This is a genomic window from Pseudomonas sp. N-1-13, from assembly GCF_057787095.1.
Genome location: NZ_JBYNRI010000001.1, coordinates 5,856,001 through 5,877,352, shown reverse-complemented (window position 1 = coordinate 5,877,352; position 21,352 = coordinate 5,856,001). Strand labels below are relative to the sequence as shown.

General features: G+C 59.6%; 17 protein-coding genes. 8 read left to right on the top strand and 9 right to left on the bottom strand.

Annotated elements, in window-relative coordinates; genetic code table 11:
- From glmS to nudK, 6 genes are all read left to right on the top strand, one after another.
- Entirely contained in the window at positions 1–1,833 is a 1,833-nt protein-coding gene (glmS, locus tag AC3I65_RS26195) for a glutamine--fructose-6-phosphate transaminase (isomerizing) (protein WP_047230091.1), read from the top strand.
- A 571-nt stretch (positions 1,834–2,404) separates the two neighbouring features.
- Entirely contained in the window at positions 2,405–3,376 is a 972-nt protein-coding gene (locus AC3I65_RS26190) for a tripartite tricarboxylate transporter substrate binding protein (RefSeq protein WP_047226652.1), read from the top strand.
- Positions 3,377–3,456: 80 nt separating this feature from the next.
- On the top strand, positions 3,457–3,939 hold the full coding sequence (locus AC3I65_RS26185; protein WP_047226653.1) for a tripartite tricarboxylate transporter TctB family protein: 483 nt from the start codon (positions 3,457–3,459) through the stop codon (positions 3,937–3,939).
- A 9-nt stretch (positions 3,940–3,948) separates the two neighbouring features.
- On the top strand, positions 3,949–5,469 hold the full coding sequence (locus AC3I65_RS26180) for a tripartite tricarboxylate transporter permease (protein ID WP_047226654.1): 1,521 nt from the start codon (positions 3,949–3,951) through the stop codon (positions 5,467–5,469).
- A 121-nt stretch (positions 5,470–5,590) separates the two neighbouring features.
- Complete coding sequence (locus AC3I65_RS26175; RefSeq protein WP_488524338.1) at positions 5,591–7,018, top strand: FAD-binding oxidoreductase; 1,428 nt, start codon at positions 5,591–5,593, stop codon at positions 7,016–7,018.
- 95 nt (positions 7,019–7,113) lie between these two features.
- Positions 7,114–7,707 (top strand): GDP-mannose pyrophosphatase NudK, encoded by a 594-nt coding sequence (gene nudK, locus AC3I65_RS26170; protein ID WP_076383168.1) that lies wholly within the window; start codon positions 7,114–7,116, stop codon positions 7,705–7,707.
- Between the two features lie 71 nt (positions 7,708–7,778).
- Here the strand turns inward: nudK and AC3I65_RS26165 are convergent, their stop codons facing one another.
- Positions 7,779–9,992 carry an LTA synthase family protein gene (locus AC3I65_RS26165; RefSeq protein WP_488524292.1) on the bottom strand — a complete coding sequence of 738 codons (2,214 nt, stop codon included), beginning with the start codon at positions 9,990–9,992 and terminating at the stop codon, positions 7,779–7,781.
- 280 nt (positions 9,993–10,272) lie between these two features.
- On the opposite strand from AC3I65_RS26165, the gene AC3I65_RS26160 reads away from it, so the two are divergent.
- Complete coding sequence (locus AC3I65_RS26160) at positions 10,273–11,175, top strand: LysR family transcriptional regulator (RefSeq protein ID WP_047226657.1); 903 nt, start codon at positions 10,273–10,275, stop codon at positions 11,173–11,175.
- A gap of 125 nt (positions 11,176–11,300) precedes the next feature.
- Positions 11,301–11,927 carry a glutathione S-transferase family protein gene (locus AC3I65_RS26155; RefSeq protein WP_076383171.1) on the top strand — a complete coding sequence of 209 codons (627 nt, stop codon included), beginning with the start codon at positions 11,301–11,303 and terminating at the stop codon, positions 11,925–11,927.
- Between the two features lie 57 nt (positions 11,928–11,984).
- Here the strand turns inward: AC3I65_RS26155 and AC3I65_RS26150 are convergent, their stop codons facing one another.
- From AC3I65_RS26150 to AC3I65_RS26115, 8 genes are read right to left on the bottom strand one after another with little or no spacing between them, the layout of a single operon-like run.
- Positions 11,985–13,115, bottom strand: coding sequence for a glycosyltransferase family 4 protein (locus tag AC3I65_RS26150; RefSeq protein WP_047226659.1), 1,131 nt, complete (start codon positions 13,113–13,115; stop codon positions 11,985–11,987).
- Entirely contained in the window at positions 13,116–14,246 is a 1,131-nt protein-coding gene (locus tag AC3I65_RS26145) for a glycosyltransferase family 4 protein (protein ID WP_076383173.1), read from the bottom strand.
- Positions 14,237–15,604, bottom strand: coding sequence for a glycosyltransferase family 4 protein (locus tag AC3I65_RS26140; RefSeq protein WP_305466977.1), 1,368 nt, complete (start codon positions 15,602–15,604; stop codon positions 14,237–14,239). The genes AC3I65_RS26145 and AC3I65_RS26140 overlap by 10 nt, the downstream gene beginning before the upstream one ends.
- A complete protein-coding gene (locus AC3I65_RS26135) occupies positions 15,601–16,866 on the bottom strand; it encodes an ABC transporter ATP-binding protein (RefSeq protein WP_488524291.1) in 1,266 nt (421 codons plus the stop codon). Before AC3I65_RS26135 ends, AC3I65_RS26140 begins: the two co-directional genes overlap by 4 nt.
- Positions 16,866–17,663, bottom strand: coding sequence for an ABC transporter permease (locus AC3I65_RS26130; protein ID WP_047226663.1), 798 nt, complete (start codon positions 17,661–17,663; stop codon positions 16,866–16,868). The genes AC3I65_RS26135 and AC3I65_RS26130 overlap by 1 nt, the downstream gene beginning before the upstream one ends.
- Positions 17,663–19,105, bottom strand: a complete 1,443-nt coding sequence (locus AC3I65_RS26125; RefSeq protein ID WP_488524290.1) for a mannose-1-phosphate guanylyltransferase/mannose-6-phosphate isomerase — start codon at positions 19,103–19,105, stop codon at positions 17,663–17,665. The genes AC3I65_RS26130 and AC3I65_RS26125 overlap by 1 nt, the downstream gene beginning before the upstream one ends.
- Positions 19,106–19,108: 3 nt before the next feature.
- Positions 19,109–20,077: a GDP-mannose 4,6-dehydratase gene (gene gmd, locus AC3I65_RS26120; RefSeq protein WP_047226665.1), complete on the bottom strand. Its 969-nt coding sequence runs from the start codon at positions 20,075–20,077 to the stop codon at positions 19,109–19,111.
- Entirely contained in the window at positions 20,074–20,988 is a 915-nt protein-coding gene (locus AC3I65_RS26115) for a GDP-mannose 4,6-dehydratase (protein WP_076383176.1), read from the bottom strand. Before AC3I65_RS26115 ends, gmd begins: the two co-directional genes overlap by 4 nt.
- Positions 20,989–21,352 lie beyond the last annotated feature (364 nt).

Sequence of the window (21,352 nt, the reverse complement as noted above, 5' to 3'; positions counted from 1 at the left end):
ATGTGTGGAATTGTCGGCGCCGTTGCTGAACGCAACATCACTGCAATCTTGCTCGAAGGCCTCAAGCGCCTCGAATACCGTGGTTATGACAGCGCCGGTGTGGCGGTGTTTACCAACGACGAGAAGCTTGAGCGCGTGCGACGCCCAGGTAAGGTCAGTGAGCTGGAGCAAGCGTTGGACGCCGAGCCGCTGGTGGGGCGCCTGGGCATCGCGCACACCCGCTGGGCCACTCATGGCGCGCCGTGCGAGCGTAACGCCCACCCGCATTTCTCCGACAACCTGGCGGTTGTGCACAACGGCATTATCGAGAATCACGAAGCGCTGCGTGAGCAACTCAAGGCACTCGGCTATGTGTTCACCTCCGACACTGACACCGAAGTCATTGCCCACCTGCTCAATCACAAGCTCAAGGAACTGATGGACTTGACTGCGGCGCTCAAGGCCACCGTCAAGGAATTGCATGGCGCCTATGGCTTGGCGGTGATCAGTGCCGAGCAGCCGGATCGACTGGTTGCTGCCCGCAGCGGCAGCCCGTTGGTGATCGGTCTGGGCCTTGGGGAAAACTTCCTGGCTTCCGATCAGCTGGCGCTGCGTCAGGTCACTGATCGCTTCATGTACCTGGAAGAGGGCGATATCGCCGAAATTCGCCGCGACAGCGTGCAGATCTGGGACATCGACGGCAAAGCCGTGGAGCGCGAGACCGTTCAATACCGTGACGGCGCCGAAGCCGCCGACAAGGGCGAGTTCCGGCACTTCATGCTCAAGGAGATCCACGAACAACCGGCTGTGGTGCAACGCACCCTGGAAGGCCGCATGAGCCAGAGTCAGGTGCTGGTCCAGGCGTTCGGGCCACAGGCCGCCGAGCTGTTCGCCAAGGTTCGCAACGTGCAGATCGTTGCCTGTGGCACCAGCTACCACGCCGGTATGGTTGCTCGTTACTGGTTGGAAGAGTTGGCCGGTATTCCGTGCCAGGTCGAAGTCGCCAGCGAATTCCGTTACCGCAAAGTGGTGGTGCAACCCGACACCCTGTTCGTCACCATTTCCCAGTCCGGTGAAACCGCCGACACCTTGGCCGCCCTGCGTAACGCCAAGGAGATGGGTTTCCTTGCCAGCCTGGCGATCTGCAACGTGGGCATCAGCTCGTTGGTGCGCGAATCCGACCTGACCCTGCTGACCCAGGCTGGCCGTGAAATTGGTGTGGCGTCGACCAAGGCGTTCACCACGCAGCTGGTGGGCCTGCTGTTGCTGACCCTGTCCTTGGGACAGGTGCGCGGGACCTTGGGCGAGGGTGTTGAGGCAACATTGGTGGAAGAACTGCGCCGCCTGCCGACCCGTCTGGGCGAAGCCCTGGCGATGGACAGCACCGTGGAAAAAATCGCCGAGTTGTTCGCCGAGAAGAACCACACCCTGTTCCTGGGACGTGGCGCGCAATTCCCGGTGGCGATGGAAGGCGCTCTGAAGCTCAAGGAGATTTCCTATATCCACGCTGAAGCCTATCCGGCCGGTGAACTCAAGCACGGCCCGCTGGCCCTGGTGGATAACGATATGCCCGTGGTCACCGTGGCGCCGAACAACGAGCTGCTGGAAAAGCTCAAGTCCAACCTGCAGGAAGTGCGCGCCCGTGGCGGCCAGCTGATTGTCTTTGCTGATGAGAAGGCCGGCATGACCAATGGTGAAGGTACTCACGTGGTGCACATGCCGCACATCCACGACATCCTGTCGCCGATCCTCTACACGATCCCTCTGCAGTTGTTGTCGTACTATGTCGCGGTACTCAAGGGCACTGACGTCGACCAGCCACGAAACTTGGCCAAGTCTGTGACAGTGGAGTAAGCCCTGGCAGCCGGGGTTGCGGAGGTGATTTCGTCTCCTCTGCACCCTGGCGTCACCGGTTGCTGCCATCCAGAACCCGGATCCTGAGCGGCACCGCTGATCGCCGCTCGTCTGATCGTCACCCCCGCATTGCTCCTCATGAGCGTAAACATGAGGCCACGTCTTCCCGCTCGCACCGATTCAACAAATATCCGCGTTGACAAAAATTATTTTAGGTGACGATAATCGGCCAAGTCGTACGACAACGTATGACATAAAATAATAAAATCGACGCAGGCCCTGCTATGCCATTCGCTCCGACGGCTCATCAGCATCGCTCTCTGCCCTTTCTGCATAACCGTAGAAGGGCGCATCTCTTCTCGCTTATGCATCCCAGCCAAGCGGGCCATGGCTTTCCAGACAGCCATACTTGTTCGACTCAACCAAATTCCTTGCATCGTTCGCTTCCTGCTGCGCCCCAGTACGGCATTGCCACTGCGCGCGGGTTGGCAATACACCCGATTCATCCTCGCGACACCCATACCCAACTCCCTACCAACACCTTCTACGGCAGCATCTCTGGAGAACAATAATGAGAAAAACACTATGCGCCTCTCTCGTCGCTTCCTTCTTGAGCCTCACCGCCGGAGCGGCCGTTGCCGCTGATGCGAGCGACTGGCCGACACGTCCGGTGCAGGTGGTGGTCATTGCCAACGCCGGCGGCGATACCGACTTCAACGCACGGATGATGGCCAAGTACTTCACCAAAGTGACCGGTAAGTCCATGGTCGTCACCAACATGGCCGGCGGGGGCGGCACCATCGCTGCCGACGCGGTCAAGAGCGCGGCGCCAGATGGCAACACCATTCTGTTCACCCACACCGGTCAGATGATCGTTAACGAAGTGGCAGGGTTGTCCGAAGATCGCTTCGATGCATTCGATGTCTCCTGCATCGCGGGCGTCGATAAAGGCGCTGTGTTCGTCTCTGCCAAAAGCTCGGGCATCGACACCCTCGATCAGTTGATTTCACAGGCCAAGGCCAAGCCAGGCACCATCACCTACGGCACCGAGATGGGTAACTTCTCGCACCTGCAAGGCTTGATGTTCGAGAAGCTCGCCGGCGTCAAACTGAAGATGGTCGACAGCGGCACCGTTTCGGAAAAAGTGGTGGCCTTGCTGGGCAAGCGCATTGACCTGGGTGCTATCAGCTATGGTTCGGTTCAGGACTACATTGCCAGCGGCAAGATGACCGCTCTGGGCCAGCCTAACGCAGAGCGCAACCCGCTGCTGGGTGACGTCAAGACGTTCAAGGAGCAAGGCGTGGACCTGGTCCTGGACAAGCCTTACATCGTCGCTTTCCCGAAAGGCACAGACCCGGCCATCGTCAAGAAAATGGCTGACACCATGAAGAAAATCACCGAAGAACCTGAATACGCTGAAGAGCTCAAGAAGTCCTTCAAGCAGCCTGTCAGCTTCCAGGGCACCGAAGAAGCCATTGCTACGCTGACCAAGACCCGTGACGACTTCATGCAGTTCAAGGACGAAATGCGTAAAGCCAAGTAAATCCTGGGAAACAGGATGGGGCGCTTACCGTATTGGCCAGCGCCCCTTTGCTCGGCCCTTCAAGTGAAAGAGGATCCTGTATGGATACCTACAAAAGAAATGAATTGTTCGCCGGCCTGGCGATGCTCGGTGCTGGTGTGGCGTACATGTTGTTGACCGCGAATCTGCCGCGTCGCGGTTTTGTCGACGCCGCTTTTGTGCCCTGGATTCTTTCCGGCGCGCTGTGCCTGTTGGGCGTGTTGCAGTTGCTGGCCTGGAGAAAACTGCCTCAGCAACGTGCCGAGCCTGTCGAGCCGGCCGAAGCCGCTGAATCGATCGATTACCCGACGGTTATCAAATCCATCGCCCTGGTGACGCTCTTCACCGCGCTGCTGGAAGTTGTCGGTTTCGTGATCATGACCACGCTTTACCTCTACGCCCAATTCATCGTGTTGACCCCCGCGGATCAGAAGGTCAAGCACGGGCTTTATGCCGTGATCGCGGTCGTTTCAGCAGCGTTGATTTTTGTGATCTTCCGTGAGGGCTTCGATTTGATGCTGCCCGCCGGTCTATTGGATTTCTAGGGGACGGTGATGATTGAGCTCCTGCAACAAGGCTTCGGTGCCGTATTCTCGCCCTACGTATTTGTCCTGATCACCCTCGGCGTTGCAGTGGGGATCGTCTTTGGTGCGGTGCCCGGCCTTTCGGCCACCATGGCCATCGCCCTGTGCTTGCCGCTGACCTATTCGATGGGCCCGGCCACGGGTCTGTCACTGCTGGTTGCTCTGTTTGTCGGCGCCACCTCAGGGGGGCTGATTTCAGCGATATTGCTCAACATACCGGGCACGCCGGCCTCCATCGCCACGACGTTCGATGGTTCGCCGATGATGAAAAAGGGCCTGGGCGTCAAAGCCCTGGGCATTGGCGTGGTGTTCTCGTTCCTGGGCACGATTTTCAGCATTGCGGCGTTGATGTTTATCGCCCCGATCCTGGCGGACGTGGCCTTGAGTTTCGGTCCCCATGAATATTTCTCCATTGCCGTTTTTTCGCTGACTCTGATTGCCACACTGTCTACCGGTTCGCTGGTCAAAGGGCTGTTCGCCGGCGCCTTGGGCTTTGCCTTTTCAACCGTCGGGATCGCCCCGGTCGACGCCATTCGGCGTTTCACGTTCGACCTGCCGAGTCTTAACGGTGGCTTCGCCATGCTTACCGTCATGATCGGCATGTTTGCGGTCTCCGAAGTGCTGAAATTCGCCGAGAGCGCCCGCTCAAGCCACCGTGCCAAGCCACAGAACATCAGCATGAAAGGCGTGAAAGGGTTTGGTTTTTCCATCAAGGAGTTCATCAGCCAATTGCCGAACGCGACCCGCTCGGCGTTCATCGGCCTGGGCATCGGGATCCTGCCGGGCATCGGCGCTGGTACCTCGAACATTGTTTCCTACATCGCGGCAAAAAAGCGCTCAAAGCACCCGGAAGAATTCGGTAAAGGCTCCATCGAGGGCGTGGTTGCCAGTGAAACCGCGAACAACGCCGGTATTGGCGGTGCGATGATCCCGCTGCTGACCCTGGGTATTCCCGGAGACACCACCACGGCGGTGATGCTTGGCGGCTTCATGATTCACGGCATCCAGCCTGGCCCGCTGTTGTTCATCAGTCAGGGATCGCTGGTCTACACCATCTTTGCCGCGCTGATTCTGGCTTCGTTGCTGATGTTGGTGCTGGAGTTCTACGGACTGCGCATCTTCATCAAGTTGCTGGCGGTGCCCAAGCACATTCTGTTGCCGATCATCCTGGTGCTCTGCGTAGTCGGTGCGTTCGGCCTCAACAGCCGCATCTTCGACGTCTGGGCGGTGCTGCTGTTCGGCCTGATGGGCTATGGCTTCGTCAAAGGTGGACTGCCGATTGCGCCGTTCATCATTGGCTTCATCCTCGGCCCTATGGCGGAAACCAACCTGCGGCGCGGTCTGATGCTCTCGGATGGCAACTTCAGTGGTTTCCTCACCACGCCGATCTCGGCGGTCTTCCTGGCCCTCGCAGCGGCGTCTGTCTCCTGGCACCTGGTGACGGTGATCCGTCACAAGAAAAGTGCCGCCATTGAGCTGATGCGCAGCTAGTTCATCTCAATCGGTCGCTTCCACTGCTGCAACGCACGATGTGCGCTGCAGCAGCCGAATTCAAACGCCGGAGACAGTCATGCAAAACCCCAATTCTCTCTCTTCGGCCGATCTCGACCCGATGGCCTGGGACACGTTGATCCAAAGCGTCGAGCAAGTGGTCGGCGCGGCGGGGCTGGTGCGTGATCCTGAACTTATGCACAGCTACCTGACTGACTGGCGTAACGCTTACCAAGGCCGGGCCGCACTGGTGGTGCGCCCGGCCACAACCGAAGAAGTGGCGGCGGTGGTGCGGCTTTGCCATGACGCTGGGGTTGCCTTGGTGCCGCAGGGCGGAAATACCGGGTTGTGTGGCGGCTCGATCCCGGATTCGTCTGGTCGTCAGGTGGTGCTGTCCTTGACTCGGATGAAGCGCATCCGCGAAATCGACCTGGCCAATGAAACCATAACGGTCGAGGCCGGGGTGATTCTGCAGCAGTTGCAAGAAGCTGCCAGCCAGGCTGGTCGCTTGTTCCCGCTGTCACTGGGGGCCGAAGGCAGTTGCACGGTGGGCGGTAATCTGGCCACCAATGCCGGCGGCACGGCGGTGCTGCGTTACGGCAACATGCGCGAGCTGACCCTGGGACTTGAGGTGGTATTGCCGGATGGACGTGTCTGGCACGGCTTGCGAGGTTTGCGCAAAGACAACACCGGCTACGACCTCAAGCATCTATTCATTGGCTCGGAAGGTACGCTTGGGATTATCACGGCGGCGGTACTCAAGTTGTTTCCGGCCACCCATAGCACGGCCACCGCTTGGGTCGCACTGCCCACGCCGCAGGCCGCGGTGGACTTGATCGGGCATATTCGCAGCCTCTGCGCCGACCGTCTGACGGGCTTTGAGATGATGTCGCGCCAGAGCCTGGAGTTCGTCCTGGATCATGTGGCTGGTTGCAGTGACCCCTTGCAAGGGCCGCACCCGTGGTACGCCCTGATCGAATTGCGCGACACGGTGCCCGACGCACCTTTGGACCTGTTGCTTGAAAGCGGCCTGGGCCATGCATTTGAGACCGGGTGGGTGATCGATGCCGTGATCGCCAGCAACCAGACTCAGGCTGCGGCATTGTGGGCTCTGCGCGAAGGTATTTCCGAGGCGCAGAATCATGAAGGTCCGAGCCTCAAGCATGACATCAGCGTGCCCGTCAGCCAGATTCCGGCGTTCATCGAGCGTACCGATAGCGCCTTGCAACAGGCGTTTCCCGGCGTTCGCATTGTTTCTTACGGTCACATGGGGGATGGCAACCTGCACTACAACATCAGCAAGCCGCTGGGGCATGCCGATGCCCCGTTCAAGGCCCAGGAACAAGCGATCATGCAGGTCATCTACCAGATGACGAGCGCTTTCAATGGCAGCATCAGTGCCGAACATGGTCTGGGGCAAGCCAAGCCGGACGCGGCGGCCCATTTCAAGGATCCGCTGGAGATCGAGTTGATGCGTGCCATCAAGCACACGCTGGATCCGACCGGGTTGATGAACCCCGGCAAGGTGTTTGCCACCGGGCTGGAGTGATCGATCCTGCCTCTGCTAGCCTGCCTCAACCATGGCAGGCCGTCGGCCTTTAGGGCCACTCTGCCGCTTTCAGACACTGGACATGGAACGGCTGAATGACACAGGCAAACACCAAAGATCGCGTGCGCATCAAGAAAGTCGAAGTGCTCTCGGACAACTGGTACGTGCTGCGCAAAACCACCTACGACTACCTCGGCCGCGATGGCCAGTGGCGCGAACTGGCCCGCGAGACCTACGATCGGGGCAACGGCGCGACCATCCTGTTGTACAGCAAGGCCAAGCAAACCGTGGTGCTGACCCGGCAGTTCCGCTTCCCGGCCTTCGTCAATGACCACGATGGTCTGTTGATCGAAACCTGTGCCGGCCTGCTGGATAACGACGACCCGCACACCTGCATCCGCAAGGAAACCCAAGAGGAAACCGGCTATATCGTCCAGGATGTACGCAAGGTGTTCGAGGCATTCATGAGCCCAGGGTCGGTGACAGAACGCCTGCATTTTTTTGTCGGCGAATACTTCGACGAAGATAAACAGCATGAGGGCGGCGGGCTGGAAGCCGAGGGCGAGGAGATCGAAGTGTTGGAGATGTCTCTCGACAAGGCGCTGGGCATGATCGAAACCGGGGATATCTGCGACGGCAAGACCATCATGCTGTTGCAGTACGCCAAGCTGCATGGGTTGCTGGATTAGCCTGCTTCATTGATCAATTCAGCCCAGGACGATGTAAGGCGCAGCGTAGGTCATTGGCTGCGCGATTTCATTCAACTGGACTGGGCGTCACTGTCTTCCTGGACGAGGTTCAGGTAATCCGAGGGTTCTGTCTGCTCCGGCAGTTCGGTCACGACACTGAAGTCACTGATTTCGATGGCGCCCACCCCGTGCCCCAGCAGATGGAAAGAGAAGGCCTTGCGGGGTTGCGGGTTATCGAAACGGATATTCATCACCAGCGGCTGTTCGGGCGTCACCGCCACTTCCGTCGGCAGGTCGATCGCTACATCCTGCTCGAACTCTTTGGCCTTGAGGGAAATATAGGCCGCATTGTCCGGACCCAGGGCGCGGATGGTCAGGCTGACGCGGGTCTGTGAGCCCTTGGGCATCTCCAGGTATTGGGCACCGATCAGGTTGTCGGTCCAGTCGTTGGTGATCTGGGCCGGAAGCGGGATTTGATCGGCGCTGCCAAACTGATAATGCTGGTTGAGCGGTGTATGGAGCAGGGTGCGGTCCAGGGCCGTGGCCCGTGCGCTGATCAACCTGGCCCGTTGACCGCTGTATTGCCCGCCGTAAGTGGCGCGCTCCGTGATGAAACCTTCGCTGGTGTAATAGCGGCAGCGCTGCAGGAAATCGCATTCGGTGAAAGTGCTCTTGCCATCGTGGTAGCGCAGCTTGCCGTTGGTGAACGACATGATTTCCCGGCCCGTTGCGTAGTCCCGGAACAACGAGCGACCGGACAATGACTTGGGCACTTTGAAACCGAAGTAATCGAGGACCGAGGCGCTCAGGTCCACATGACCGTAGACTCCCGACTTGACCTGGGGCAATGGCTCTGGTGCCAACGTCAGGTTGAAACCCCAGGATGACGCCAGGCGTACATCGTCGATGCCGTGGGATTCGTCCGAGGTGATGATCACCAGGGTGTCTTTCAGCACGCCTTGGCGTTCCAGCCCCGACATGAAGCTGTCCAGTGCGTCATCCAGGTAACCGACGGCCGCCTGCTTGGTGGTGTCGTAGCGTTGCAGGTAGTCATCCGGCGCTGAGTAGGGCTGGTGCGTGCCCACCGTCAGCAGCGTAAGCATCCAGGGCTTCTTTGCCTTTTGCAGTTGCCCGACGTAATCCAGCGCGCCCTCGAAGAATGTCTTGTCGTCCTTGCCCCAAGGGAATTCCAGATAGGCAGGTTTGGTGAACCAGTCCATGCCCAGGGTGGTGTCGAAGCCGATGTGCGGCATGATCCGGTCCTTGGCCATGAACCGCAGGCCCGCACCTTGCAGGAAGTGCGTGGAGAACCCGTTGCGGCGCAACTGGGCCGGCAGGCAGGCCTGGTTGCGCCGGCTCAGGTTCAACATCTCGACGCCTTTGGGCGTGCCGTCGTCGAATTTGTCGTAGTCGCCACACAGCATCGAATACAGACCACGAATGGTCTGATGGTTGTGCAGGACATAATCGGGTGTATTCATGCCTCGCTTGGCCCAGGCACTGAGGTGCGGCATCAGGTCCTCCTGATAGCTGCTTTTCAGGGCCTGACGGTTGACGCCCACGTAGGCGCCGGGAACGCCTTCCAGGGTGATGATCAGGACGTTGCGGGCCCGGCCCGGTGTAGGCAGGATTTTCTGGCCTTCAAGATCGAGCCGGGTAAGCCCCTCCATGGGCGGGGTTTGAACCACTGCATCATCTTCAAGCCATAGCTGGGTACGATCCTGCCCGGCGGCAACGGCCGCCGTGACGAGTTGGTGGGGAAGATTGAACAGGTTCCATTGGTCTGCCTCACTGGGTCGCCAGGTTTGCACCACACTGTGGCTCAGCAAAAGCACTACCGGCAGCGCCCAGGCGTGGCGCGGCAAGCGAGGCGCCATATACAACCGGCGGGGCCATTGGACGATCAGCCAGACCATCAACGCGGCCAGTTGCACCCCTGCCAGCCAGGGATGGGCGAAGCCGCCGCTGGTGGAGTTTTCGACGAATTGCGGGTCGGTCAGGTAATGCAGGTCCGATGGGGTGGGCATGCGCCCGACAGCGCTGACCAGTTCGATGCTGGCCAGCGTCAGCATGCTCCAGATCAGCAAAATGGGTAATGCCACCCACCAGGGACGACGGTAAAGCAGCACGATCAGCAACCCGCCCATGCCCAGGTCAGACAGATAGCCCAGCGGATCGGACCATCCCAGCGAGAGGCGCAGGCCCATGGGGATGATTAATACACATCCGGCCAGGGCGATGAGGGGGGCAAGGGGGTGCGTGAAGCCGCGGTAAAAAACATTCACAAAAAGGGGCCTTCCGATGGACGCCAGTCAGGCACGCATCTTGTGGACACGGGCTTGCGAGCAAGCCCGTGTCCACAAGACCTACGCCATGGTTCGAGTCATTAAGTTGTCATGAAAGTATGCTCGATGGTACCAAGCATAGTCGCAATTGACCGGGTCGATGTGCCGATGCCCGATCGCGTTGCGCTGTGGTTCGCTGGCGCAGCCCCCTACAATGGCGGTGCGGCGCTGATTTGAGGTGTGCAGCCAACTTGTATCAAGGTTTCTCATTGGGGGATGAATGGACAGGTTTCAGGAAATGCAGGTTTTTGTCGCCGTGGCCCAGGACTCCGGTTTCTCGGCGGCGGCGCGACGCCTGGGCCTGTCGGCGGCCAGCGTCACACGCGCCGTGGCGGCGTTGGAGCAGCGTATCGGTACGCCCTTGCTGGTGCGCACCACCCGCAACGTATACCTGAGCGAAGCGGGCCAGCGCTTTCTCGAGGACTGCCGTCGAATTCTGGCGGATTTGCAGGAAGCCGAGGATTCAGCGGTCGGCAGTCACGCCCAGCCCCGCGGGCAATTGACGATTACCGCCCCGGTGCTGTTTGGTCAGTTGTTTGTCACGCCGGTGCTGGTCGATTACCTGCAGCAATTCCCCGAGGTCGGCATCAATGCCTTATTGCTGGACCGTATAGTCAGCATGGTCGAGGAGGGCATCGACATTGCCATACGCATTGGCGAGTTGCCCGACAGCAGTCAGCACGCCGTGCGTGTGGGTGAAGTACGACGGGTGGTTTGCGGTTCCCCTGATCTCTTCGCTCGCCATGGCCGACCCGCACACCCGCAGGATCTGGAGCACATGCCGGTAGTCGCCTCATCGGCCACCGGTCAGATCAGAAACTGGACGTTCATCGACGCAGGGCAACCGCTCTCTGTGCGACCCGCGCCCAGACTGGTGGTCACGGCCAACCAGGCCGCAATCACGGCGGCCTGTCAGGGGTTGGGGTTGACTCGGGTCTTGTCTTATCAGGTGGCGGGCAACGTTGCCAACGGGGAACTGGAGATCGTTCTGGCTGACTTCGAACTGCCGCCCCTGCCGATCCATGTGGTGTACCAAGGTGGACGCAAAGCGCCGGCGCGAGTACGCAGTTTTGTTGACTTTACCGTCCGTGCATTGCGTGAGCACCCGGCCTTGAAAGGCTGAGACATTGTTTCGCTGTTTGAAACAATGGATTGCATATTCGGGTGATTCTCTAGTCTTCAGTCGAAGCGGAAGATGACCCCATCGACGCCGTTCTGCTGATGGCGTCACTTGCAACGGAGTCGACCATGAATCCCATCAAGCTTTATCACTTTCCGCTTTCCGGCCACGCGCATCGCGTTCAGTTGATGCTTTCCTTGCTCGGGTTGCCCGTCGAGGTGGTTTTTGTTGACCTGGCCAAAGGCGAACAAAAACAGGCAGATTTCCTGGCCATTAATGCCTTTGGCCAAGTCCCGGTCATTGACGATGACGGTATGGTGCTGGCCGATTCCAACGCCATCCTGGTGTACCTGGCAAGCAAGTATGGCAAGGGCCACTGGCTGCCAACGGATCCGGTCGGCGTCGCCCGGGTGCAGCGCTGGTTGTCGGTGGCGGCCGGGCCGCTCCATGCGGGGCCGGCCGCGGCGCGATTGATTACGGTATTCGGCGCGCCTTACAACGCAGAGGAGGTGATCGCCCGTTCCCACAGCCTGCTCAAGGTCATTGATCAACACTTGAGCAGCAGCGCGTATCTGACAGGTGACGTTGCGACGATTGCCGATGTTGCCGGCTACAGCTACATCGCCCATGCCCCGGAGGGCAATGTGTCGCTGGAAGACTACCCCCACGTACGTGCATGGCTGGGGCGGATCGAGGCCTTGCCCGGGTTCGTCGGTATGCCGCGTACGGTTGCCGGGTTGCAACAGCACGTCTGAAATGCACTGAGCCGCCTTGAGGCGAGGGGATTTATCCACTCGCCTCATCGGCGAGTGTTACGCGTAGGAAAGCGCCTTTTGCTCCAGCAACGCCTCATACAGTTGCAGCCATTTGCGGCCCATCTCCTCGGAGGTGAACAACTGCCGGTAACGCTCTTCGGCCCTGATGCCCATTTCCCTGGCCTGTGCCGGGTTGTCCCACAGGGTACGCATCGCTTCCCGGAAAGCTTCGGGGTTGCTGGGGGGCACCACCAGGCCGGTTTCATTGTGGATATTGATGTAGCTGGTGCCGGTGCCGATCTCGCTGGAAATCATCGGTTTACCATACATCGCGCCTTCGAGCAGGGAGATGCCAAACGCTTCAGAGCGCAGGTGTGAAGGGAACACGATGGCGTAGCTCAGCTCCAGCAATGCCACCTTGTCTTCATCGTCCAGGCGTCCGAGGAAGTGCAGGTTGCGCAGGCCCAGCGCCTGTGCCTGGGCATGAAGTTCTTTCTCCAGCGGGCCTGCACCGACGATGACCACCGGATAATCCACGCCTTTGAGGGCGTCGAGCAGAATGTGCAGGCCCTTGTAATAACGCATCACCCCCACGAACAGAAAGAAGCGCTCGCCCAATTTCGCCTTCCACTGCGCGATGCGTTCAGCGTCACGCTGTGGATAACTGGCTTTGTTCAAGCCATAGGTAATGATCTGGGTCTTATCGCGGTACTCCTTGAGCACGTCGCTGGTATGCACATAGTTAGGTGATGCCGCGACGATGCGATCCGCGCCGTTCAAGAAGCGTCGCATAAGGGGGCGATACAGTTTCAGCAGGTGCCGCTGACGCACGATGTCCGAATGGTAGGTGACCACATAGGGTTTTTTCAGGGCGCTGCAAAAATGCACCAGGTCCATGAATGGCCAGGGGAAGTGGTAGTTGATTACGTCTGCTTCGGCAGCCAGCTCGCGGAATTTCTTGAAAACACTGTAGGAAAACCCGGTGGAGGCCAGTTGGAAGTCCATCCGGGCCTGATGAACCTTATGCTGTCGGATGCTGATCGGACCCGGCGCTGGATCGTTGCTCAGCGTCAGCACGGTGTTATCGATGCCCAATCGGTCACTGCTGTCGCACAGCTGGAAAATAACCTGTTCGATGCCGCCCATGGAGTCAGGCAGATAGGTTTTGTAAAAGTGCAGGACTCGCATTCAACCTCCCAGAACCTGGCGATACGCCTGGGCGGTCACCTGTGCACACCGTTGCCAGGAAAAAAGCGCTGCTTGTTGCAACCCGGCTTCACGACACGCCTGCCAATGCAGGCGATCTTCGATCAACTGGCCCATGGCTTCGCGCATGCCTTGGGGATCGTCGGGGTCGCAATAATTGCCGGCCGCCCCGGCCACTTCCGGCATCGCCGAGCAGCGGGTGGTAATCACCGGGGTGCCGCTGGCCATGGCTTCGAGCACCGGCAGGCCAAAGCCTTCATAGCGCGACGGAAAAATCAGTGCACGTGCCCCTGCCAATAGCTGGGCAACCTGTTCGTCGGGCAAGTAGCCCGCGAGACAAACATGACCTCCGGCCAGGGCATTTTTCAACTCGTCGCTGAGTTGTGCGCGCTGCCATCCGCTCATTCCTACGATGAACAAAGGGAAAGTCTGACGGACGGATTCAGGTAGCCTGGCGTGGGCGCGCAGGGCCAGCGACAGGTTCTTGCGTGGCTCCAGGGTGCCGACACACAGAAAATATCGGCCCGCTTCCAGCCCATGGGCTTTGAGAACCCCATCGATGGCTTCGGGTTCGCGTGGATGGAAACGTGCAGCAGCCCCCAGCGGGGCGACTCTCAAGCGTTCCGCGCAAAGGCCGAAGTGTTCTCGGGCTTCATCGGCGATGAACTGCGAGTCCGTCAGAATCAGCTGCGACTGCTCTACCGCACGGCTGAGCCGACGCTCGATTTCCCTCAGTCGTGCCGGTGGTTGCGTCTCGGGGTAGCGCAGGTGCGTCAGGTCATGCAGCGTCATCACCGTCGGCCCTTCGAAGGCCAGGGGCCACAGGCTCGGTTCGTGATACAGGTCGATGGCGCGGGAACGGCCCTGATCGAAGCGTTTCTGTTCCAGCCAGCGCCGCGCCCGATAGGCCCCCGGTACTTGGCGCAGCAAAGGTGTAAGCCGCGAGTAACCTGGCGTGGCCGCTTGCGGCAACTGCGAGCTCCAGCCCCAGCCGTGGAACAATGACAGCTGTACATCCGGCTCCTGGGCCAGGGCAGTAGCCAGTTCCGCCACGTAATGGCCGATGCCGGTGCGTGGCGCCTGGAGAATCCGGGCGTTCAGAGCTATTCGCATGCGGTTTCCCTGTCGAGGATCACTTCATCGATGTGTCGCTCGATTCGCTCCACCAATTGCGCACTGGCCTGGCGCCAGCTCAGCCAGTGCCATTTATCGAGGGGACGACTGGCCGGGAAAACCCCGCTGTTTTCCATACCGGTCACCAGGTCTGCCAGGCTCTGGGGATCTTCGAGATTGAAATAGGCCATGAATTCACCGCCGATTTCTCGAAATACCTCAATGTCGCTGCCCATCGCCGGCAAGCCGCGTTGCATGGCCTCCACCAGCGGCAGACCAAAGCCTTCAACGTAGGAGGGGAACACCAGCGCAGTGGCATTTTGGTAAGCGTGTTCCAGGCTATGGTCCGAAAGATTGTTGAACATAAACAGGCGGCTGTTGAGTTGCGGGTGACGCTTTATGCGCTCGATCAAGTCCTCACATTTCCAGCCAATTTTTCCGACGATGCATAACCTTGCCTTTGAGCCGGCAGCCCAGGCGCGTTCGAACGCATCGAGCAGGTAAGCGTGGTTTTTGCGTGGTTCGATGGTGCTGACCATCAGGAACACCGGTTCGGGCTGGGTGAATACTCGCAGCAGTTTGCTGTCGATGGCGCTGGTGGCATCCGCCAAATCCAGTTCGCTGCCCAAGTGGAAATAGTCGAACCAACGTTCACTGACCTGCTGTTCGCCAACGCGCTGCTCCATCTCCAGCCGAACCTGATCACGGATGGTGCTGGAGATCGCGATGTAACCGTCAGCGGTGCGGGCAATCCAGTCGAACCAATGATTGAATACCTTGACCAGGCCGGCGTCGCAGAACTGCGGATGGGTCAGGGGAATCAGGTCGTAGATCACCGATACAATCCCGACCCCATCGCGCTTGAGCTGTTCGGCCAGAGGAAAGAAATCGGCGTGCCAGGAAGAGTCCAGCAACACCAGCTGATCGCCGGGCCGGTGCTGCAATGGTACGCAGCGCGTCGGGACGTGCTGGCGTTTGAGCAAGCGATCGAGCACCCGGATCGGAATGCTCAGAAAGCCCAGGGCAAACAGCCGGCAGCCGAAGTACAACGCGTGGCGCGCCCATCGCGACTGGCTGAAGGGGCGTCGCCGTTCGAGCGTTCGATGCCTGAGCCAGAACAGGCTGGCGAATTGCTCCAGCCGTACCCGCAGGCTGACCAGATCCAGCCCCCTGGAGGGCAACGGGGCGAGGCTCTTCACTTCGTACAACTTGCCCCGCAGTATCACAACGGGGATGCATTCGTGCTCTGCCTCTCTGGCCGGCAGTTCGCGGATAACGTTGCGCACTACTCGCTGAATCCCGGAATTGGCTCTGGGATGTTCATACACGTAGGTGCATTCCATCAGCAGGCGAGTCATGGCAGTTCCTTTTGCGTCAGTTCCTCAACCGCTGGTAATGCCGTGCGCTGGATGCTGGTGCGGGCCTGCAGCCACGAACAGCCAACGAAATCTTCCTGGCGATTGTTGATGACGTGGAACACCAGCCCGTAGTCGCGCCATTCGAAGTTGCGGTCCAGGTGCGAATCCAGTCGGGACAGGCTCAGCGCGACAGAGTAATTGCCCTTGCCCAGGCGCATGTCGAAACTGAAACGGAAGGTGACGTGTTCGCCGGCCTTGAGGTCGGTCACGGCTTTATCCTGGCGATGGGTGTTGATGCCGTACATGGGCTGGCCGAGGCGGTCCTTGATCAGGAAACCCAGCACCAGCCGCTCGATGTCCTGGCGGATTTCGACCCGCACCTGCAACACCATCGGCTGGCCGATTTCGGCCACTTCCACCGGCTGGCCCTGACTGTTCAACAGCTGTACATCAACAATGCCGGCCTCGCCGGTGCCGGAGATGGTACGTACCTGGCCGTTGGCGAGCATTTCCTGGCGGACGATCTGGCCCTCGCGCTGGGCCAGCATCGCGTTGTAATAATCCATCACCTCTTCCGGCTTGCCGCGCATGGCCATGCGCCCGTGCTCCAGCAGGATGGCGGTGTCGCAGATCGACTGAATCGCCGAGCGGTCGTGGGACACGATCAGCAGCGTCGTACCGGCCTTGCGAAAACTGCGGATGCGCTCAAAGCTTTTATGCTGGAAGTAGGCGTCACCCACCGACAGGGCTTCATCGACGATCAGGATATCCGGGCGGCGGGCCGTGGCGACGCTGAAGGCCAGGCGCATTTGCATGCCACTGGAATAGGTGCGTACCGGCTGGTCGATGGCCGCGCCGATTTCGGCAAAACCTTCGATCTGCGGCATCAACGATTCGATTTCCTCCACCTGCATGCCCAGCAACTGCCCGGCCATGAAAGCGTTCTGGCGGCCGGTGAAGTCCGGGTGGAACCCCATGCCCAGCTCCAGCAACGCCGCGACGCGGCCACGCAATTGAATGTGGCCGCAGGTGGGTTGCGTGGTGCCGGTGATCATTTTGAGCAACGTGCTTTTGCCCGCGCCGTTGATCCCGACGATGCCGACGGCTTCACCGGGCTGGATCTCGAAATCGACGCCCTGCAGGACCCAGTGCAATTGATGACGCGGGCGGGAAAAGGGAATCAGCCATTCGAACAACCGGCTCCAGCGGTTCGGATACTGCTTGTAGGCCTTGCCCAGGCCACTGACGCGTAAATGCCCCATCAGAGTTCATCCACCATTTCACCGCCGCGGCGTCGAAACATCCGCAAACCGGTGACGCACATCAGTAGGCCGATGACCAACAGCGGTGTCAGCGAACTCCAGACCGGCCACTGGTTGTAGAGAAACAGATTCTGGTAACTCTGCATCAGCGCTGTCATGGGGTTGAGGGCCAGCAGTTGCTGGATCGACGGCGGAAGGATGGTCATCGGGTAAACAATGGGCGTCAGCCAGAACCAGAATTGCAGGCAAATGCCGAACAGTTGCCCGACATCGCGAAAGAACACATTGAGAATCCCCAGCAACATGCCCAGCCCGGCGGCGAACATCACCTGCAGGGCCAGCAATGGCACCAGCGCCAGCAACGTCATCCCTGGCCAGCGGCCGGTGATCAACAGGAAACCGAGAAAAAGGCCGAGGATGATCGCGAAGTTGATCCCGGCGTTGAACAGCACAATCACCGGCAGGCAGATCCTGGGAAAGCTGATCTTCTTCAGCAGATTGGCGTTTTCCAGAAACATGCCCTGACTGCGGGTCGTGATCTCGGCGAAGAACCCCCAGGTCAGCAGTCCGGCGCAGAGGTAAACGCTGTAGGCCATGCCATCGTCCACCCCCGGCAGGCGGGCGCGCATGATGTGGGAAAAAATCACGGTGTAGACGAGGATCATCGACAGCGGGTTGAGCACGGTCCACAACGCGCCGAACAAAGAGTTGCGATAGCGCGCCTGGAATTCGCGCTTGACGCTGCCGAGGACAAAACCGCGGTAGCTCCACAGCGCACGGTGCAAGGTCAGCAACATCAGACGGCCCTGCCGTAGTGATCCTCGAAGCGCACGATGTCGTCTTCTCCCAGGTACTCACCGCTCTGGACTTCGATGATCACCAGATCGATGACGCCGGGGTTCTCGAGCCGATGGCGGTGCCCGGCGGGGATGAACGTCGATTCGTTCTTGGCCACCAGATGAGCCTCCGAGCCATTGTTGGTGACCTTGGCCATGCCTTCGACGACCACCCAATGTTCGTTGCGGTGATGATGCATTTGCAGGGACAGCGCCGCGCCTGGCTTGACCACGATGCGCTTGATCTTGAAGCGCGGGCCTTGTTCCAGCACGGTGTAGCTGCCCCATGGACGGCTGACCGTGCGATGCAGGCGATAGGATTCGTGTTCCTTGTCCTTGAGCTGGCGCGCGACGCGGCGTACATCCTGGGCCCGGTCGGAATGGGCGACGAGGATGGCGTCGGCGGTGTCGATGATGATCAGGTTTTCCACACCCAGCGCGGCCACCAACCGTCCCTCACTCTGGACATAGTTGTTCTGGCTGTCGATGAACAACGCCTCACCGCTGACGCGGTTGTTCTGTGCATCGGCGGGCACCAGATCGGCGACGGCACTCCAGGAGCCGATGTCGCTCCAGTCGAATGCGGCAGGGACCACCACCACATTACTGGAGCGCTCCATCAAGGCGTAGTCGATGGAGATGTCCGGCATTTCGGAAAAATACGCGGCGGACAGCTCCTGTTGCACGCAACCTGATGTCTCCACGGCCGTGCTCGCGGCTATGCAGGCGCGAGCCTGTTCCAGCAACGCCGGGGCGTGGTTCTGCAATTCCGCCAACAGGGTTTTGACTGAAAAACAGAACATGCCCGAGTTCCACAGGAAACGGCCGCTTTCCAGATAGTGTGTTGCGGTTTGCAGGTCGGGTTTTTCGACGAAGCGCACGACCTTGGCAGCGCCCTGGGTATCCAGGGGTTTGCCCCGTTCTATATAGCCGAAGCCGGTTTCCGGTGTCGTGGGCAGTACGCCGAAGGTCACCAGGTAACCGCTTTTGGCCAGTTGCGTGGCATGCTCCACGCTAGCCTTGAAGGCCGCCTCGTTCTGGATCAGGTGGTCTGCGGGCATCACCATCAGGATGGCATCGTCACCGTGCACGGCTTGCACCGCGAGCGTCGCCGTGGCGATGGCCGGCGCGGTGTTGCGGCCTGTCGGTTCAAGTACGAAATGGCCGCGATGGCGTGCCAGATGGGCGCTTTGGTAGTGGTCGCGGCTCTGAAAGTAATACTCGCGATTGGTCACGGTAACGATGTCGCCGCGGCCGTCGAACAACCCGGCGGCGCGTCGGTAGGTCTTGCTCAGCAGCGACTGGCCGTCAGGCAGGATCATGAAGGGTTTGGGATGGCCCTCGCGGGACATCGGCCACAACCTCGTGCCGGCACCGCCGGAGAGAATCATGGGAATCAGCATGGCCTACTCCTTGGCGACGCGTTTCATGTCCGCATCCATCATCATGCGAATCAGGGTGTCGAGGTCGGTCCGGGGTTTCCAGCCAAGAACCCGTTGGGCCTTGGCCGGGTTGCCGAGCAACACGTCCACCTCAGCCGGGCGGAAAAACGCCGGGTCGATCTTCACGAAGTCACGGTAGTCCAGGCCCACATGCTCGAAGGCTATCCTGCACATCTCGCGCACAGTGGTGGTCACGCCTGTGGCAACCACGTAATCGTCGGGTTTGTCCTGTTGCAACATCAGCCACATGGCTTCGACATAATCGCCGGCAAAACCCCAGTCGCGCTTGGTGTCGATATTGCCCAGGCGTAACTCCTGCTGTTTGCCTTGCTTGATGCGCGCAGCGGCGTCGGTGACTTTGCGCGTCACGAATTCGATGCCGCGCAGGGGCGATTCATGATTGAAAAGAATGCCGCTGCTGGCGTGCAGACCGAAGCTTTCGCGGTAATTGACGGTGATCCAGTGGCCGTACAGTTTCGCCACGCCATAGGGGCTGCGTGGGTAGAACGGGGTGTGCTCATCCTGCTGCTCGGCCTGGATAAGGCCAAACATTTCGCTGGTGGACGCTTGGTAGAAACGGGTTTGAGGGCTGAACTGGCGAATGCCTTCGAGCAGGTGGGTCACCCCGAGGCCATCGACGATTCCCGTGGTCACCGGCTGGTTCCAGGAAGCGGCGACGAAACTCTGCGCGGCCAGGTTATACACCTCGTCCGGCGCTGACTTGATCACGGCGCGTTGTACCGAGCAGGCATCGGCCATGTCGCCGTCCAGGTAAACAATGTCGTTCTCGATCCCGGTCTCGCGCAGCCGCCAGCGCGAATCGCTGCTTCGCCGGGCCACCAGGCCATGGACTTTGTAACCCTTGTCGAGCAGTAACTTGGCCAGATACGCGCCGTCCTGGCCGGTGATCCCTGTGATCAATGCACTTTTCATTCTTGTTGTACCCGTATCTCCCAGTCGGACAGGATCGCCCGCAAGGATTGTTGTGTTGTTGTTTCAGGCGTCCATCCCGTGGCCTGGCGTAGCTTGGCAGGGCTACCGCAGACGCGACGCTGTTCTGCGCGGCGAAGACGCGCAGGGTCCTGGATCAATTGCACATCGACCTGGGCGATGTCGCCCAATTGTTCGATCAGGCTGCGAATGCTTTGCTCGTGACCCGAGCAGATGTTGTAGGTCTGCCCCGGCGCGCCGTGATCCAGCAACGCCAGGTAGGCTGAAATCACATCGCCTACGTCAAGAAAGTCGCGGGTGACATCGATATCGCCCACTTGCAACTGGGCCGATTGCAGGCCCAGCTTGATGCGGCTGATCTGCCGGGCCGCGCTGGCGATGACGAAGCTGTCTTTCTGACCGGTGCCGATGTGGTTGAAAGGGCGGGCTACCAGTACCGGCCAGCCTTCGCTCATGCCCCATTGCAGGCTCAGCAGTTCGGCTGACAGCTTGCTGACGGCATAGGGGTTGCGCGGGGCAGGGGCGTGCAGTTCGGTAATGGGGAGCTGGGTTTCATTGACCTGGCCATACACATCACCAGAGCTGACATACAGAAATGTTCCGGTGAACCCCCGGGCCTTGAGGGCCTGGAGAAGATTCAAGGTGCCAAGCAGGTTGATTTGCAGGGTGCGGGCCGGATCGCGAAAGGCTTCGGGAACGAATGTCTGGCCTGCCAGGTGGATCACGGCATCGGGGATCTCGGGCCAGAGACCTTCCAGGGATCTACCGTCTGTCAGGTCATAACGGCTTGGGACGGACATCACCTGCCAACTGGAATTGGGGGCATCCAGGCGAGATTTGATGTGGCGTCCTACGAAACCGCCGAGGCCTGTTACGAACAGACGTTTTTTCAAGCACCAGCCCTCTCGATGCAAACTTCGTCTGGTGCGGATCTGAGTAGGATATTTCCGTAAGTTCGGAGAAACCCAGTTGAAAGTCAGCCCAGATGAAGCGTTTGTTGTAGTTGTTTGGTTGCCAATCTGTGCCAATTTCGAAGCAATTTCAACCATGTAAATCGTGACCGGTCAGTTCTCATATTTATAGCCGGTTTATTCTCATTCGCCTGTTCACGAACCCTTGGTTGATGTGGTTAGAATGCCCCTTGTCACGATCCCTGCGATGTCGATTTCAAGTCGAACCACGGGGCAAGGGCCACTAAAAACAAGAACGAGACGGGTACGCAGACAATCGACGAGCAACGGCCTCCTGGCCGGGCCG